The 15,070-nt window shown below is 39.9% G+C and carries 13 protein-coding genes and 1 pseudogene; all 14 read right to left on the bottom strand.

Annotation, left to right across the window (positions count from 1 at the left end; all coding sequences use genetic code 11):
- Positions 1 to 175: 175 nt before the first annotated feature.
- Positions 176 to 1,477 (bottom strand): ABC transporter permease, encoded by a 1,302-nt coding sequence (locus SP4011_RS01395; protein ID WP_338619546.1) that lies wholly within the window; start codon positions 1,475 to 1,477, stop codon positions 176 to 178.
- Positions 1,446 to 2,129 (bottom strand): ABC transporter ATP-binding protein, encoded by a 684-nt coding sequence (locus tag SP4011_RS01390; protein WP_218493775.1) that lies wholly within the window; start codon positions 2,127 to 2,129, stop codon positions 1,446 to 1,448. The genes SP4011_RS01395 and SP4011_RS01390 overlap by 32 nt, the downstream gene beginning before the upstream one ends.
- Positions 2,130 to 2,433: 304 nt before the next feature.
- Positions 2,434 to 3,353: pseudogene (locus SP4011_RS01385) on the bottom strand (XRE family transcriptional regulator).
- 122 nt (positions 3,354 to 3,475) lie between these two features.
- Entirely contained in the window at positions 3,476 to 6,127 is a 2,652-nt protein-coding gene (adhE, locus tag SP4011_RS01380) for a bifunctional acetaldehyde-CoA/alcohol dehydrogenase (protein ID WP_261013489.1), read from the bottom strand.
- Between the two features lie 299 nt (positions 6,128 to 6,426).
- Complete coding sequence (locus SP4011_RS01375) at positions 6,427 to 6,837, bottom strand: MORN repeat-containing protein (RefSeq protein ID WP_000429321.1); 411 nt, start codon at positions 6,835 to 6,837, stop codon at positions 6,427 to 6,429.
- The gene (locus SP4011_RS01370; protein ID WP_000737437.1) at positions 6,824 to 7,267 is read right to left on the bottom strand and encodes a low molecular weight protein-tyrosine-phosphatase; all 444 of its coding nucleotides are present in this window, start codon (positions 7,265 to 7,267) and stop codon (positions 6,824 to 6,826) included. Before SP4011_RS01370 ends, SP4011_RS01375 begins: the two co-directional genes overlap by 14 nt.
- A 46-nt stretch (positions 7,268 to 7,313) precedes the next feature.
- Positions 7,314 to 7,613, bottom strand: a complete 300-nt coding sequence (yajC, locus tag SP4011_RS01365) for a preprotein translocase subunit YajC (protein WP_001069287.1) — start codon at positions 7,611 to 7,613, stop codon at positions 7,314 to 7,316.
- 117 nt (positions 7,614 to 7,730) lie between these two features.
- Positions 7,731 to 9,707, bottom strand: a complete 1,977-nt coding sequence (tkt, locus tag SP4011_RS01360) for a transketolase (RefSeq protein WP_338619544.1) — start codon at positions 9,705 to 9,707, stop codon at positions 7,731 to 7,733.
- Positions 9,708 to 9,822: 115 nt separating this feature from the next.
- A complete protein-coding gene (locus SP4011_RS01355; protein ID WP_338619543.1) occupies positions 9,823 to 10,446 on the bottom strand; it encodes an HI_0552 family protein in 624 nt (207 codons plus the stop codon).
- Between the two features lie 50 nt (positions 10,447 to 10,496).
- Entirely contained in the window at positions 10,497 to 11,483 is a 987-nt protein-coding gene (gene jag, locus SP4011_RS01350; RefSeq protein ID WP_338619541.1) for an RNA-binding cell elongation regulator Jag/EloR, read from the bottom strand.
- 17 nt (positions 11,484 to 11,500) lie between these two features.
- Positions 11,501 to 12,325, bottom strand: coding sequence for a membrane protein insertase YidC (locus SP4011_RS01345; RefSeq protein WP_338619540.1), 825 nt, complete (start codon positions 12,323 to 12,325; stop codon positions 11,501 to 11,503).
- The gene (rnpA, locus tag SP4011_RS01340) at positions 12,300 to 12,671 is read right to left on the bottom strand and encodes a ribonuclease P protein component (RefSeq protein ID WP_000739245.1); all 372 of its coding nucleotides are present in this window, start codon (positions 12,669 to 12,671) and stop codon (positions 12,300 to 12,302) included. Before rnpA ends, SP4011_RS01345 begins: the two co-directional genes overlap by 26 nt.
- Before the next feature lie 148 nt (positions 12,672 to 12,819).
- Positions 12,820 to 14,010, bottom strand: a complete 1,191-nt coding sequence (locus SP4011_RS01335) for an acetate kinase (protein WP_000167777.1) — start codon at positions 14,008 to 14,010, stop codon at positions 12,820 to 12,822.
- Between the two features lie 50 nt (positions 14,011 to 14,060).
- Positions 14,061 to 15,014, bottom strand: coding sequence for a class I SAM-dependent methyltransferase (locus tag SP4011_RS01330; protein WP_000345093.1), 954 nt, complete (start codon positions 15,012 to 15,014; stop codon positions 14,061 to 14,063).
- Positions 15,015 to 15,070: the final 56 nt, after the last annotated feature.

Here is a 15,070-nt window from a genome sequence, read left to right as displayed (position 1 = left end):
GTGATTTCCTCCTTATGAAAATCATGAAATTTTTATTGTGAAAAGAGTAACTTGAATCACTACAAATCACCTTTCAACAAACCTATTATATAACTATTTAAGTTTAATTGCAAGTACGGGCATTGTTTTTCTATGTTAGTTTCTTTTTAAGACTGTAAATCAAGGAAATCCCTTACTATTCATATCGTAGCGATTCTACAGGGTCCATTTTACTAATTTTACGTGCTGGGAAGTAGGCTGAGACATAACCAAGCAAGAGAGCGAAAGCTAGAGTTCCTAAAATAGATAGAGGATTTAATTCAAAAACCTTCGTGATGGATGGGTAAAAGTGATTTACAATCGCATTCGCCAAACTTCCCACCCCTTGTGCAACCGAAAATGCCAGCAGCAAGGCAATGCCTACAATCCAAATAGCCTCGTAAATAAAAATTCCTTTGACATCACGATTCTGATAACCAACTGCCTTCATGACGCCTATTTCCTTAGAACGTTGCATAATATTGATGTAAATAATGATACCAATCATGACCGCTGCTACCACAATAGCTTGTGATGAAAGTACAATCAACAATCCCTGAATGACACGAATAAAAGTAATCACAATATCAAGAACCTTCTGTTGAGAAAGAACAGTATACTTCTTGTTTTTCTGCAATTCTTCTGTTATCGCTTTTGTTTGTGATGGATCTTTGAGTTCCAAGATAAAATAAGATACAGCTTTTGTAAATCCAGCCTCTTTCAAAATCGTTTCCATTTGATGAGACGGCATGAAACTGTTGCTGTCCTCCAAGTCATCTTCATCATTGATTACACGTACAATCTTTGTTTGAAATTGAGCAGTCTTGCTAGCTTCAGCATCATTTTCTACAATGCTGGCCGAGACTGATTTGCCAATAATATCACTAGCTGTCAGATTTTTTCCTGTCTGTTCATTCCAATTTTTTAGTAAACTGCTTGGAATCGTCAATCCCTGTTCATTTGAATCAGTATAGAGGGAACCGGCTAATACTTTGTCCGCCTCATTACTACTAACAGAGATACTTGTATCCTCATAGAGACTCACCACTTGAGCATAAGAAGGCATCGTTTGACTCAGATCCATTTCTTGACCATCTATAGTCATATTTGACATGATCATACCAAAAGGACTCTCCAAATATTTAATAGTTTCTTTGCCAACTGTATCCGTGATATAGTTCTTATCATCTTGGTTCAAAAAGCCTCGTCCAACATTTTTTGTGTTTAAAGCAATCTGAACTTGAGAAGGGATTTGACCTCCATTCGTATTTTCATCAATCATCGAAATCAAAGCATTTCCCAAGCCGAAAGAAATTAAGACTCCTACAAAACCGATTGAAGTTGCTAGCGCAATCAATAGGTTACGCCACTTTCTTTCCAGAAAGTTATTTAAAGAAAGTTTGAATTTATTTTTCAATGATAATCCTTTATTTTTTGACTTCTTCAACGACTTCACCATCCTTCATTTTGATAATCACGTCTGCATATTCAGCAACCTCTGGATTATGGGTTACGATCAATACTGTTTTCCCTGTTTGGGCTAAATTTTTAAATACTTCCAATACCATTTCTTGGGATTGAGAATCCAGCGAACCCGTTGGTTCATCTGCTACAATCATATCTGGCTGATTTACCAGTGCACGCGCGATTGCTACGCGTTGCTTTTGCCCGCCAGAAAGCTGTTTAACATTTTTAGCCATAAAAGGCTCCATGCCCAAGTTACTTAATTGCTCCTTTGCAATCATTGTCATCTCCCTGTCAGATAAATCTTTGACATAGAGAGGTAGCTTGACATTGTCCAAGACAGACTGATGAGGAATAAGGTTAAAGTTTTGAAACACAAATCCAATCTTATCTTTACGAAATTGAGTTAGTTCAATCTCTGATAAGTCACGGAGGGATTCCCCTTTAAATTCTAAAACTCCTTCATATTGTCTGTCTAAACCGCTGATGATGTTTAGTAGACTGGTTTTGCCACATCCTGACGGACCGTAAATCGCTGTAATTTTACCTTTTGCAATCTGCAGGTTAATATTTCTTAGAGCCTGCTCTTGATGTTTACCGTCCAAAGTGTAAAACTTTGAAATATTTTTAATGGATAAAATGGACATTCTTTCCCCCTTGTTTAAAACTGTTATCGTCATACATCGTACTGATAGAAAATCCTTCAAGTTGATTGCCCCTATGGGCCTACTACTTAGAATTTTCTCTCTATTGCCTAGTTTGCTTCTGGATGTATATCAAGTAATACTCTTCGAAAATCTCTTCAAACCACGTCAACGTCGCCTTGCCGTACTCAAGTACAGCCTGCGGCTAGTTTCCTAGTTTGCTCTTTGATTTTCATTGAGTATAAAATTCATTGTAACAAAAAAGCGGCATTCCCTCAATGACAGAAATGTCACTCCTATAAAGCATTTAACAATACCTTTCTAAGTCTTCGCTCCATTCCTTATCTAAACTAACAATTAACTGCTCATTACCAAACATCCTCGCCATCATTTTTGCTTCTTCATACTTTTGTTTAGCTGTATCATAATCCATCTGAATATAATATTTCCATTCTACCATCAAGACAATCGGTTGCTTTTGGAAATCTCGTGTTTTCTGCCCTATTTTATTTAAGGTCTCAACTGCTCTCTTAAAATAACGAAACAGCCCCATAATCTCTATACAAGTTAAAGAAGCTAACAAGGAGTCTCTAAGTAAGTCCAAACAATCGAATTCTATCTTATCAACCTGAGAACTTAATTTGTCATGAAAATAAAGAATAGTTTCATGCTCAGACTTTTTATCTCACCCTCGTTTAAACCATCCATTAACTGACAAAGAAAATACAGTCTCAACTTCAACAATTCCTCAGCCCTATATACATCTCTGGATAGTAAGTCTTGAAGACTGTCCTCAATCACACTGCTTCCATATAAGGAATTACTAGTCATTCTCACTGCATCTATAGCTTGAAGACAATCCACTAGCACTTTCTCATCACGTGGCAAATCATCATAAAAATTCTCAAAAATCTCATCGAAATATTCTTCCTTTTGTTCCTGCAACTCCTTGTCTCCATAGTCAGGATGATGTAAAAGAAAGTACTTTAATTCTTGGTAACGCTTGGGTAATTCCTTATAATCTGGCATCAAGACGTAGGACGGAATTTCTAATCTATCCGCAATATATTCTAGTGTTTTTATCGTCGGGCGAAATTCTCCTTTTTCGATTCTCACCAACTGACGGACTGATAATTCGGATTCATCCCCGCAAAAAACTGGACGACTAAGGCCTTTCTCCTCTCTTAAAAGTCGCACTTTATCCCCTAACTCATTTATCTTGTTCATTTGCCCCTCGCATGATTATAAAAGATTTGATTTTCAAATAAATATATGCGATGATTATACCATTTTTCAAATAGAATTACAAAAAAAGAGACAGGAAATTCCTGCCTCTAGGCTGATAACAATTATTTACGGCGTCCTGGTCTTTCTTTGTAACCATAGTAAGAATCTTCGATGATTTCTTGCATGTGGTCAACCATTGGAAGACGTGGGTTAGCTGGTGAACATTGATCTTCATAAGCAAGGAAGGCCAATTCACGTGAATGTTCTTTCCATTCTTTTTCATCAATTCCTTGTGCTTTGAAGTTCATTTGGATACCTACACGCTCACCAAGTTCGTAGACAGCTTTTGCGTAAGATTCCACACCTTCTTCTGGAGTAGAAGCTGGAAGTCCAAGCATGCGTGCGATATCTTGGTATTTTTCATCTGCACGGTAGTAGTTGTACTTAGGCCATGTTGCTGTCTTAGCTGGACGTGTACCGTTGTAGCGAATGACATATGGAAGCAAGATAGCATTCGTACGACCGTGGATTGTGTGGAATTGCGCACCAATCTTATGGGCCATTGAGTGAGAAATACCTAGGAAGGCATTAGCAAAGGCCATACCAGCGATTGTTGAAGCGTTATGCATTTTCTCACGTGAGTGGAAGTCTGCATTTTTAACTGAGCTTTCAAGATTTTCGAATACAAGCTTGATGGCTTGAAGTGCAAGACCGTCAGTGTAGTCGCTAGCCATTTGTGATACGTAGGCTTCAGTCGCGTGGGTCAATACGTCCATACCAGTGTCCGCAGCAACAAATCCTGGAACTGTCAATACCAAGGCAGGGTCTACGATTGCCACAGTTGGTGTCAATGAGTAGTCAGCGATTGGGTATTTGCGATTGTTTGCTTTATCAGAGATAACGGCAAATGGTGTTACTTCAGATCCTGTACCAGATGTAGTTGGAATCGCGATGAATTTAGTCTTCTTACCAAGCAATGGGAACTTGAAGGCACGTTTACGGATATCCATGAATTTTTGAACAAGGTCACGGAAGTCCACTTCTGGTTGTTCGTAGAAGAGCCACATTACTTTAGCAGCATCCATTGGAGATCCACCACCGAGAGCGATGATTGTATCTGGTTTGAAGGCACGCATAATCTCAGTACCACGGTTTACAGTTGTGATATCTGGATCTGGTTCTACATCAGCAAAGATTTGGTAAACAACCTTATTGCGACGAAGGTCAAGTTGCTCGATGATACGATCAAGGAAACCAAGCTCTACCATGGCATGGTCAGTAACGATCATGACACGTTCAACGTCACGACATTTTTGAAGGTATTGAATTGAATCACGTTCAAAGTATGTTTTTGAAGGAAGTTTCATCCATTGCATGTTATTTCTCCGTCTTCCGACTTTTTTGATATTCAAGAGGTTAATGGCACTAACGTTATCCCCAACTGAGTTGCGTCCGTAAGAACCACATCCAAGTGTCAATGATGGCAAGAAGGCATTGTAAACGTCCCCGATACCACCGAAAGTAGAAGGTGAGTTACAGATAACACGAATAGCTTTAACAGCTTTACCAAATTCTTTAGTCAATTCTTCGTCAGCTGTGTGGATAGCTGCTGAGTGTCCAAGACCGTTAAATTCAACCATTTGACGAGCCTTAGTAATACCATCTTCACGGCTTTCAGATTTCAAAACTGCGATAACTGGTGACAATTTCTCACGAGTCAATGGCTCGTTTTCACCAACTTCTTTACATTCAGCAGCAAGAATGTTTGTTCCTTCTGGAACTGTAAATCCTGCTTGTTCTGCAATCCAAGTTGCTGGTTTACCAACGATGTCAGCGTTCAATTTTGCACCAGCACAGTTTTTGCTGTTTGCTTTCACGCCAAAGCAGAATTCTTCAAGAAGAGCTTTTTCTTTCTTGTTTACAAAGTAAGTGTGGTAAGATTTGAACTCTGCTACAAATTCATCGTAAATTTCTTTATCAATGATAACCGCTTGCTCTGAAGCACAGACCATACCGTTATCAAATGATTTAGACATAACGATATCGTGTGCTGCTTGACGGATATTTGCTGATTTTTCAACATAAGCTGGAACGTTTCCGGCACCTACCCCAAGAGCTGGTTTCCCACATGAGTATGCGGCTTTAACCATAGCATTACCACCTGTTGCAAGGATTGTCGCAACACCTTCGTGGTTCATAAGGGCACTAGTTGCTTCCATAGATGGTTCAGTGATCCACTGTACACAGTTTTCAGGAGCACCAGCTGCGATAGCTGCATCGCGGACGATGCGAGCTGCATGAGCTGATGATTCTTGTGCTGATGGGTGGAAGGCAAAGACGATTGGGTTACGTGTCTTCAATGAAATCAATGATTTGAATATTGCTGTTGATGTTGGGTTTGTTGTAGGAGTGATACCACAGACAACACCAACTGGTTCAGCGATAAGAGTCAATCCTGTTACATCGTCTTCTTCAATAACGCCAACTGTCTTAGTATGGCGCATGTTGTTTACTACGTGTTCACAAGCAAACAAGTTCTTAGTTGCTTTATCTTCAAATACACCACGTCCTGTTTCTTCAAAGGCATGTAAAGCCAATTCCCCGTGGGCATCCAAAGCTGCCACTGACGCTTTAGCAACGATGTAGTCAACCTGCTCTTGATCCAACTTACGCATTTCTTCAAGAGCAACTAGAGCTTTTTGCACCAATCCATCGACATGCTTTTCAGCAGCGAGTTTCTTTTCCTCTGGTGTCACAGTTTTTTTATCAGCCATATTTTCCTCCATAGCTTTCAAGGATTTAATCCTTTGTTAATTTTTTCACAAGTTTATTATAACGTATTATTTCAACTTTGTAAACAGTTTCATAAACATTTCACAAAGAATTTTTAGCACCTTGTGAAATGTTTGTCATTTTCTTTTCTTAGCAAGCTTTTTCTTTAAAGTTTGTGAAATTTATTTCAAATGTTTTTTTATTTCACAAACTTACTTGGAAGAGGGACTTGGAAAGATAGGGATTTGCAGGTAAGCGCTTACTTTAACATTCTAACAATACCTCCTTTGATAAGGAGGCTTTATTTTTGTTGAAAAACGCCTTGTTTAAAAGTCCCTTCATAAACGACTTCTTGTTCTGTTGTTAGTTTCCCTTTTCCTTCAGCTTGACCATTTACAAAATCCCCTTCGTAGGTCCAGCCTTCTTTAGATTGAAAGGTACCTTTTCCGTTGAAGGCTCCATTGTTGAAGCCACCTGTATATTGGTCTCCATTTTGGAAGGTAATGGTACCTTGGCCATTCATTTTACCACGGACAAGACTGCCGTCGTAAACAATCGTTCCATTATCAAGCTTTAGAACACCTTTTCCGGGAATATTTAGAAAAAAGACGAGTAGAGCACAAAAAACAATGGCAACTACTGCTAAAAGCTCTAAACGTGGACGAGTCAGATAGACACGATACTTGTTGTAAAAATTCTTAAGATTTTCCATCTTCACTCTCCTTTTCTAAACGTTCTAGCCAAACTTGACAACCCTCTTGAACACGTCGATAGGTTTCCTCAAAATCTCCTGTATACCAAGGGTCTGGAACACTTTCAGATGCAAATGAGTAAATCTTATCTTGACAGTCTACTGGACACATCTGACGTAGGTCAGAAACATTTGAAGCGTCCATTCCGATAATATAATCAAAGGATTCAAAATCTTCCTTACTAATCTGAAGCGATGTTTTGGCTTTGTCATAAGGAATCTCATACTCTTGAAAAATCCCTTGAGTTCCCTTATGAATCGGATTGCCATGTTCCCAAGAGGACGTTGCTCGACTTTGGATTTCGTAGTTATCTGTCATTGATTTCATCACAAACTCAGCCATAGGACTGCGGCAAATATTCCCCAGACAGACAAAGACTAATTTTTTCATCCCATTTCCTTTCTTTTATAGAAAAACGGGAGTTCGTGATCCCGTCTTATTTTTCAATTGCGCCTTCTAGTGAAGCTGTTTCTTTCAGCGGTAATACTGTCTTAATAGCAGCTAGTTCAAAAGTCAAGTAAACTCCATCTACGTCAAGAACTATTGTTCCCTTCTCCGTATCCACTTCATCGACTGTTCCATAAAGTCCACCGATTGTAATAACTTCATAGCCTTTTTGTAGTTTATTCAAGCTTTCCATACGTTTTTGTGCTTGTTTCTTTTGAGAGCGTTGCGTAAAGAACATCAAACCCACCATAAGGGCTAGCATGATTAAAAATGTATAATTTGGATTCATTGTCTTCTCCTTTGTCTTTTACATAGGACTACTATATCAAATTTCAGCTACTTTTACAAGATTGTACCTTACTTTTCTAGTAAGAAAAAACCAGAGCTTGCGCCCTGATTTTTAGAATTATTTCAAGTTTTGAACGACTTTTACTAGATTTTCGACAGTAAAGCCATATTCTGCCAATACTTTTGGTGCTGGGGCAGAGGCTCCGAAGGTATCAATACCAAGAACAGCACCATCTAGTCCAACATATTTGTACCAGTTTTGAGTTGCACCCATTTCGACTGCAACACGACGGCGAACTGCATTTGGAAGAATTTCTTCCTTGTATGCTGCATCTTGTTTATCAAAGACATCTGTAGATGGCATGCTGACTACACGGACTTTTGCTCCTTGACTAGCCAATTCTTTGGCAGCTGAGACAGCAAGATTAACCTCTGAACCTGTCGCAATCAAGATTGTATCAAAGTCTGCTGCATTTTCATAGACAACATAGGCACCTTTTGCAACCTTGTCGAAGTCTGTTCCCTCTTCAACAGTCAAATTTTGACGGGTCAAGACAAGGGCAGTTGGTGTTTTCTCACTTGTCACTGCAAGGTACCAAGCTGCTTGCGTTTCACGCGCATCTGCTGGACGGAAAACATTTAGATTTGGCATAGCACGAAGACCTGCTAAATGCTCAACTGGTTCGTGCGTTGGACCGTCTTCACCAACTGCGATTGAATCGTGGGTAAAGACATAAGTCACAGGAAGTCCTTGTAAGGCTGACAAGCGAACAGCTGCCTTCACATAGTCAGAGAAGACGAAGAAAGTTCCACCGTATACACGAAGTCCACCGTGAAGGGCCATCCCGTTCAAGATTGTTCCCATGGCAAATTCACGAACACCAAACTGAATGTTACGATTCAAGCGATGAGCATCGTCTTGAAGTCCGTCAGTCTTGATATAAGTCATATTCGAGTGAGCAAGGTCAGCTGAACCTCCTAAGAAGGTTGGCAACTTAGCCGCCACAACATTCAAGGCATCTTGGCTTGAATTACGAGTTGCTTGAGAGAAGCCATTTTCTAAAGCTGGGAAGTCTGCTGGAGTCACTTCAACTGGATCACGTCCGTCAATGATGGCTTCTACTTCTGCAGCCAATTCTGGGTGAGCTTCTTTATAATCAGCAACTAGCTTTGTCCAAGTTTGATAAGCTGATGCACCACGGTCTGCAACATGTTCTTTAAAATCAGCATATACTTGTTCTGGGATTTCAAATGGTTCGTAGTCCCAACCAAGGGCTTGACGAGTTGCTGCAGTTTCATCTGCTCCAAGAGGAGCACCGTGTACAGCATTAGTTCCTTGTTTGTTTGGAGAACCGTATCCAATGACAGTCTTCACTTCAATCAAAGATGGTTTGCCTGAAGCTTTAGCTGTTTCGATAGCAGCATGGATAGCTTCCAAGTCTGTTCCATCTTCAACCAAGACTGTATGCCAACCATAGGCATTGTAACGGTCACGAACACTTTCTGTAAAGGAATCCTTTGTCTCACCATCCAAGTTGATGTCATTTGAATCATAAAGAACAACCAACTTATCTAGTTTTTGCAAACCTGCGTATGAAGCCGCCTCGCTTGAAACACCTTCCATCAAGTCTCCGTCTCCACAGATAACGTAAGTATAGTGGTCAAAGATATTGTAGCCTTCGCGGTTATATTTGGCTGCCAAGAAACGTTCTGCCTGGGCAAAACCAGTGGCAGTTGAAATCCCTTGACCTAAAGGACCTGTTGTAGCATCAATTCCTGCTGTATGACCAAATTCTGGGTGACCTGGTGTTTTTGAACCCCATTGACGGAAGCTCTTGATCTCATCCATACTAACATCTTCAAAGCCAGAAAGGTGAAGAAGGGCATAAAGGAGCATTGAACCATGACCTGCTGAAAGAATAAAGCGGTCGCGGTTAATCCAGTTTGGTTGAGCTGGATTGATACGAAGTTGTTTTGTAAAGAGGCTGTAAGCCATCGGAGCCGCTCCCATAACCACACCTGGGTGACCTGAGTTGGCTTTGTTGATAGCGTCAATACCTAGGAAACGAATTGCATTAACAGATAGATTTGACATAGAATTTCCTTTCTATTTGAGGTGATTATTGAATCACACATTCTATTTTACTATTATATGAAAAAATACATAGAATAGCAATTAAACAATTCGACGTAAATCAGTATTCTATTTGCTATCCTCTAGTCGCCTGATAGTAGGGAAGTAAGCGCTCATAAGCTTCATCTAATTTTTCTAAAATCACTTCTAATGATTGAGTTTCTACAAAAGAAACATCTGCTTTAACTAACACTTTTCGGATTTCTTGACCGCCTACCTTTTCGACTAAGACCTGGCGATTTTCTTCGTTCGCCTCCCATCTTTGACTTTGACCATCTGAGTAGGCTAGATAATAAATCCCTTTAACGGTTGGAATTTCTAAAACTTTAGCCTGCTTGCCTAGAGTCTCCTCATTCTTCTTACGCTCGATAAAACTGACTTCTAAGGAAATACCAAAATCAGAAGGATGCCCGTACAAACGTAAGGCTAGCATAGGCTCTGTCACTTGTCCGTCTCTCTGTAGATAGACCCAGAAATGTGGTCGCAAAAGTTGCGCCTGATTCATCCACTGGCTAGTCTGTTGGAGTTGCCATTCTGGATGACTGGTTTGAAATGCTTTAGTCAGTTCTGTAAAAGCCTTTCTGGCCTCTTGACCTTTGTGGCGAAATGCCAGCATCTTCTCTCGCTCTGCTCCCGCTTTATCAGGATTACGGTACTGCAAACCTGCAAAGTCTAGATAGTCTCTTATCTTATTCAACATTAGTTTAATCTCCTCTAGCTAGCAAAAAATCAGGAGAACCCTGATTTTACTTATTCTGTATCTACGACAACATAACGATTTGGCTCATCACCCTCAGAGTAACTAGTCACGCCATCCATACGTGAAATAATACGATGGATAATCTTGCGTTCGCTATTCGACATTGGATCTGTCTGATGACTGCGTCCTTCTTCTAAAACACGAGTCGCCAATTTTTGCGCATAGGTCTGCAAAACTTCTGCACGGTGTTCGACATAATCATTGACATTGATTGTAACGTAGAAGGTTCTGGAATAGCGGTTGTAAAGATAATTTTGAGCCAACAGTTGCAAGGCCTTCAAGACTTTACCATGGTAGCCGATAATACGACCTGGTTCGTTAGTATCAATTTGCAAATTGATGCTACGACGGTTATAATCATTTGAAAGTGTGGCTTCAACATCCATGTCATCCACAATCGCTTGAACATAGGCAGTCACATCCGTAGCCACCTGAGCAATATCAAAGCTCGGTTCAACTTTCAAGCCCATCTCTGTCAAGTCTTGATTTTCAGTTTGGTCTTGCTCAGTTTCAAGGTCATCAGCGCCCGCTTCTTCCCTCATCGCTTCCTCGATTTGAAGTTCATTTAAAATCTCAATGTGGCCAGTTTCTTCTAAGATAGTGCTGGCATGTCTTTCATGTTTTAAGATTTCAGCCTTGACTTCATCAGAAATACCTTGACCTTCCTCTTCAATCTTTTTAATTGCTTCTACAACATGACCCAAATCAACAGTTGCTTCACTGACTGTTTTAACAGGCTCATTCAAATCATTGATTTGTTTTGGAACTCCCTTTACAGCTTGTTGATTTGCTTTGACAACAGTCGTTTCACTAATCGCTTCAATATCTACTTGGGCTGGTTTTTTACCAAATAAACCAAGAAATCCTTTTTTCTCACGAGAAATGACTTTAATATGTGCCTTCTTCCTTGGAATATCTAATTCCTTCAATCCTTTTTGGATTGCTTCTTCAACAGTTGAACCTGTAAATACTACCATTACCAGATTCCTCCTTATTATTTCGTTTTCTGAGCCTTTTTCTTGGCTTTTCTTTTTCTATTTTCCAAATCTTTCTGTGCCTGTACTAGAGCCTCGCGCTCTGCGATAATCTTGAATGGATTGTTCAAGAAATAGGTTTGCAAGACTTGGTAAGCATTGGACACTGCCCAGTAGAGAGCGACTCCACCTGGCGCATAAACTGCAAAGATAAAAATTAAGACTGGAATCCCATACATCATCGCAGTTGTAGCCCCATTACGCTCAGACAAGGCTTTGTTGGACAGCCAAGTACTTAAAAAGGTAAATACTGCTGCTAAAATCGGGAGAACAAGGGTTGTATCTACACCACCAAGGTTAATCCATAAGAAATGACCTGTCTTCAAAAAGTCAACTCTTGAGAGAGCTTGGAACAAGGCTAAAATAACCGGCATCTGAATCAAAATCGGCCAAAGAGAATCTGACTGTCTGACACCCATTTCTTTAAAGACTTTACGCATTTCTTGCTCTAGCTTGGTTCTGCTTTCCATATCTCGACCTGGATATTGTTCTCGAAGCGCCTTAATGCGTGGTTGAGCTTCCTGCATTTTCCTAGAAGCCACCATTTGCACTTGAAAGACTGGCAAGAGAACTGTACGAATCAAGACCGTAAAGAGAATAATCCCCACTCCGATACTGATATCAAACGATAAAAAGCGAATGATTTCCGCAAAGAAGTAAACAAATTTACTCCAAAAATCAGCCGAATCGGCTGTAATATCGCTAGTTGTCCCGTTTGTTGCACAGGCTGTCATGATCAATAGAGACAGTCCTAGCAAACTAGTCAACTGTAGTTTCTTTTTCACTCCCATTTCCTTCCTGGTAAATCTTTGATAATTTTAATACGTGGAGTAGATTTTTCTCCATCTCTGCGTATCCCAAGGTTTCGACTCCTTTTCGAGCAATGACAACAAAGTCTACATCTTCTACTAGACTCCCTTTGGCATTCTGGATAATATGTCGGATCCGTCGCTTGATTTGATTTCTAGTGACGGCATTACCCAGTTTTTTGCTAACTGATAGACCTACTCGAAAATGGTTTTTCTGGTTTTCCAACTGGTAGACAACAAATTTGCGATTGGCAAAACTTGTCCCCTCCTTGAAAATCGCCTTAAAATCTTTCTCTCTTTTTACACGAAAGTTTTTCTTCAAAACTCAACTCCATCTATTAAATTACTACTATTATACCATATTTTTCAAAAAAGCCAATCATAGCAAGGTTTTGGACAATTTCATCAGAAAAAGGAGCCGGAAAATCTCTTTCCCAACTCCTTGTCCTAAATATTTTTTCTAGTTTTACTTATTTTTTCAAGCGTTCAACGTCACGGGCAATGACCAATTCTTCATCAGTTGGAATAACCAAAACACGGATTTTCGCTGCATCTGTTGAGATGTCTCCTGTCACACCAAAGACATTCTTTTCATCATCAACATCACAACCAAACCACGAAATTCCTGAGATTACATCACGACGGAAATTCGCTGCATTTTCACCGACACCTGCTGTGAAAACAATGGCATCTGCTCCATTTAGCACTGCAAGGTACTGACCGATATGTTTTTGGATACGGTCAACATACATTTCATAAGCCAAGCTAGCGTCGTGATTCCCTTCTGCTACAGCTGCTTCTATATCGCGCATATCGCTAGAATTAGCAGAAACTCCCAAAAGACCTGATTCACGATTCAGAACACGACTAATATCTTCTGGTGTGTTAAAATCATCTGTATATTGCATTAAGTAAGGAATGATAGCTGGATCAATGTCCCCTGTACGAGTTCCCATCATAATACCACCCAGAGGAGTGAAGCCCATAGAAGTGTCGACAGACTTACCAGCTTTCACAGCTGTAATTGAGCCTCCGTTACCAATATGACAGGTAATCAACTTCAAGTCTTCTAATGGACGTCCCAAGAGTTTTGCTGCTTCTCCTGCTACAAACTGGTGACTTGTACCGTGGGCACCATATTTACGCACCTTGTTTTCTGTGTAATATTTTGTTGGTAGAGGGTAGCGATAAGCTTTCTCTGGCATACTTGTGTGGAAGGAAGTATCAAAAACAACTACACTGGTAATGTCTGGCAACAATTCCTTAAAGGCACGAACACCTGCCGCATTGGCTGGATTGTGGAGAGGAGCCAACAAGCTCAACTCTTCAACTTTTTCTAAAACATCCCCCTCAACAACTGTTGATTCTTTGAAATATTCTCCACCGGCAACAACACGGTGTCCAACACCTGTAATCTCGTCATAAGTCTTGATAATATCGAAACGAATCAAGTCATCCAATAAGATTTTAACAGCTTGTGTATGATTTTCGATATCCAAAATTTGTTGTTCAGAACGACCATCAAATTTTACAGTTGAAATTGAATCTTTCAAACCGATACGTTCAATCAAACCTTTGGCTAATACTTTTTCTTCTGGCATTAAGTATAATTGCCATTTCAAACTTGAACTTCCTGCATTGATTGCAATTGTTTTTGTCATAACATGATACCTCTTTTTAAGCGTTTTCATCTATTATAACAAAATCTATTTTATATTTCAGTACCTTGAGTCCATTTTTGAAAATTTTCTTTAAATTTCATTAAAACACTTGCATCTTGCAAGCTAGCAAGTGGATAAATAAAAGGCTCCACTGCTATTTCACTTTTCTTCTGTAGGATAAAAATAGTCTTAGATTGTTTGGCATTAGCAAAGAGATTTTCAGGCAAACTAATCATAGCAACCAGACTTGCTTCTTCTTTCAACCACCCTTTCAACAAATCACTTTGAGGGCTGGTCAACAAATCACTCGGAGCTAGAAAAATAGCATATCCATCTGACTTGAGGTACTTAAGTCCTTGTTCCATAAGCAAGTGATGGGCGTAAGTATGTTCTTGGCTAGAAGCAACTTGATGGCGCGCTGCAACGGCATCATCAGGATAATAGCCGACAGGCAAGTCGCTGATGACCACATCACTTTCTTTGAGCATTTGTGGACGAACGGCATCTCCTTGGACAAAACCAGCCTGCAAACCAATTACATCTGCCATGCTAGCTGCCAAATCAATCAGCAAATCATCCACTTCCATTCCCAAGTAATCCACTTTCTTAGCAAGAGAGGTTAAGAAAGTAGCGCCCAGAATTCCCATCCCAGACCCCATTTCGAGGATAGTAATTTCCTCCTCTTTAAACAACTCTTCCACAATAAACACCAAAAGCAAAGCAATGACATCTGGTGTAAACTGGTGATTGGCCTGCAAGGGTTCTGTTTGCCCAGCCTTCATCAAGAGAAACTGGTAGGTCTTGAGCCATTCTTCTTTGCGAAGCGCTAAGCGTTTAAGGGCTTGATTGTTGTCTTTGACCTGGTTTAGCTCAGTCTCACCATCCAAATAGATGCTATTTTGCTCCACCAAGGCGTCATAAAAGTTGGTCGCCAAATCACTTTGGATAATTTGGACATTCTCTAGTAAATAGGTATAAGCTTGTTCAATTTTTTCAAAATCCATATTCCTATCTTATCAAATTTCCCTTCTTTTTTCCATCCTTATAGAAAGTCCTATAT

This window comes from Streptococcus parapneumoniae, from assembly GCF_037076355.1.
In the GTDB taxonomy this organism is placed as follows: Bacteria; Bacillota; Bacilli; order Lactobacillales; family Streptococcaceae; genus Streptococcus; species Streptococcus parapneumoniae.
This window is presented reverse-complemented; position numbering and strand designations above follow the sequence as displayed.

Excerpts from the sequence above, each read along its gene's own strand:
- SP4011_RS01395 (WP_338619546.1), bottom strand. The coding sequence starts at position 1,477 with ATGGTGAAGTCGTTGAAGAAGTCAAAAAATAAAGGATTATCATTGAAA.
- SP4011_RS01390 (WP_218493775.1), bottom strand. The coding sequence starts at position 2,129 with ATGTCCATTTTATCCATTAAAAATATTTCAAAGTTTTACACTTTGGAC.
- adhE (WP_261013489.1), bottom strand. The coding sequence starts at position 6,127 with ATGGCTGATAAAAAAACTGTGACACCAGAGGAAAAGAAACTCGCTGCT.
- SP4011_RS01375 (WP_000429321.1), bottom strand. The coding sequence starts at position 6,837 with ATGGAAAATCTTAAGAATTTTTACAACAAGTATCGTGTCTATCTGACT.
- SP4011_RS01370 (WP_000737437.1), bottom strand. The coding sequence starts at position 7,267 with ATGAAAAAATTAGTCTTTGTCTGTCTGGGGAATATTTGCCGCAGTCCT.
- yajC (WP_001069287.1), bottom strand. The coding sequence starts at position 7,613 with ATGAATCCAAATTATACATTTTTAATCATGCTAGCCCTTATGGTGGGT.
- tkt (WP_338619544.1), bottom strand. The coding sequence starts at position 9,707 with ATGTCAAATCTATCTGTTAATGCAATTCGTTTCCTAGGTATTGACGCT.
- SP4011_RS01355 (WP_338619543.1), bottom strand. The coding sequence starts at position 10,446 with ATGTTGAATAAGATAAGAGACTATCTAGACTTTGCAGGTTTGCAGTAC.
- jag (WP_338619541.1), bottom strand. The coding sequence starts at position 11,483 with ATGGTAGTATTTACAGGTTCAACTGTTGAAGAAGCAATCCAAAAAGGA.
- SP4011_RS01335 (WP_000167777.1), bottom strand. The coding sequence starts at position 14,010 with ATGACAAAAACAATTGCAATCAATGCAGGAAGTTCAAGTTTGAAATGG.
- SP4011_RS01330 (WP_000345093.1), bottom strand. The coding sequence starts at position 15,014 with ATGGATTTTGAAAAAATTGAACAAGCTTATACCTATTTACTAGAGAAT.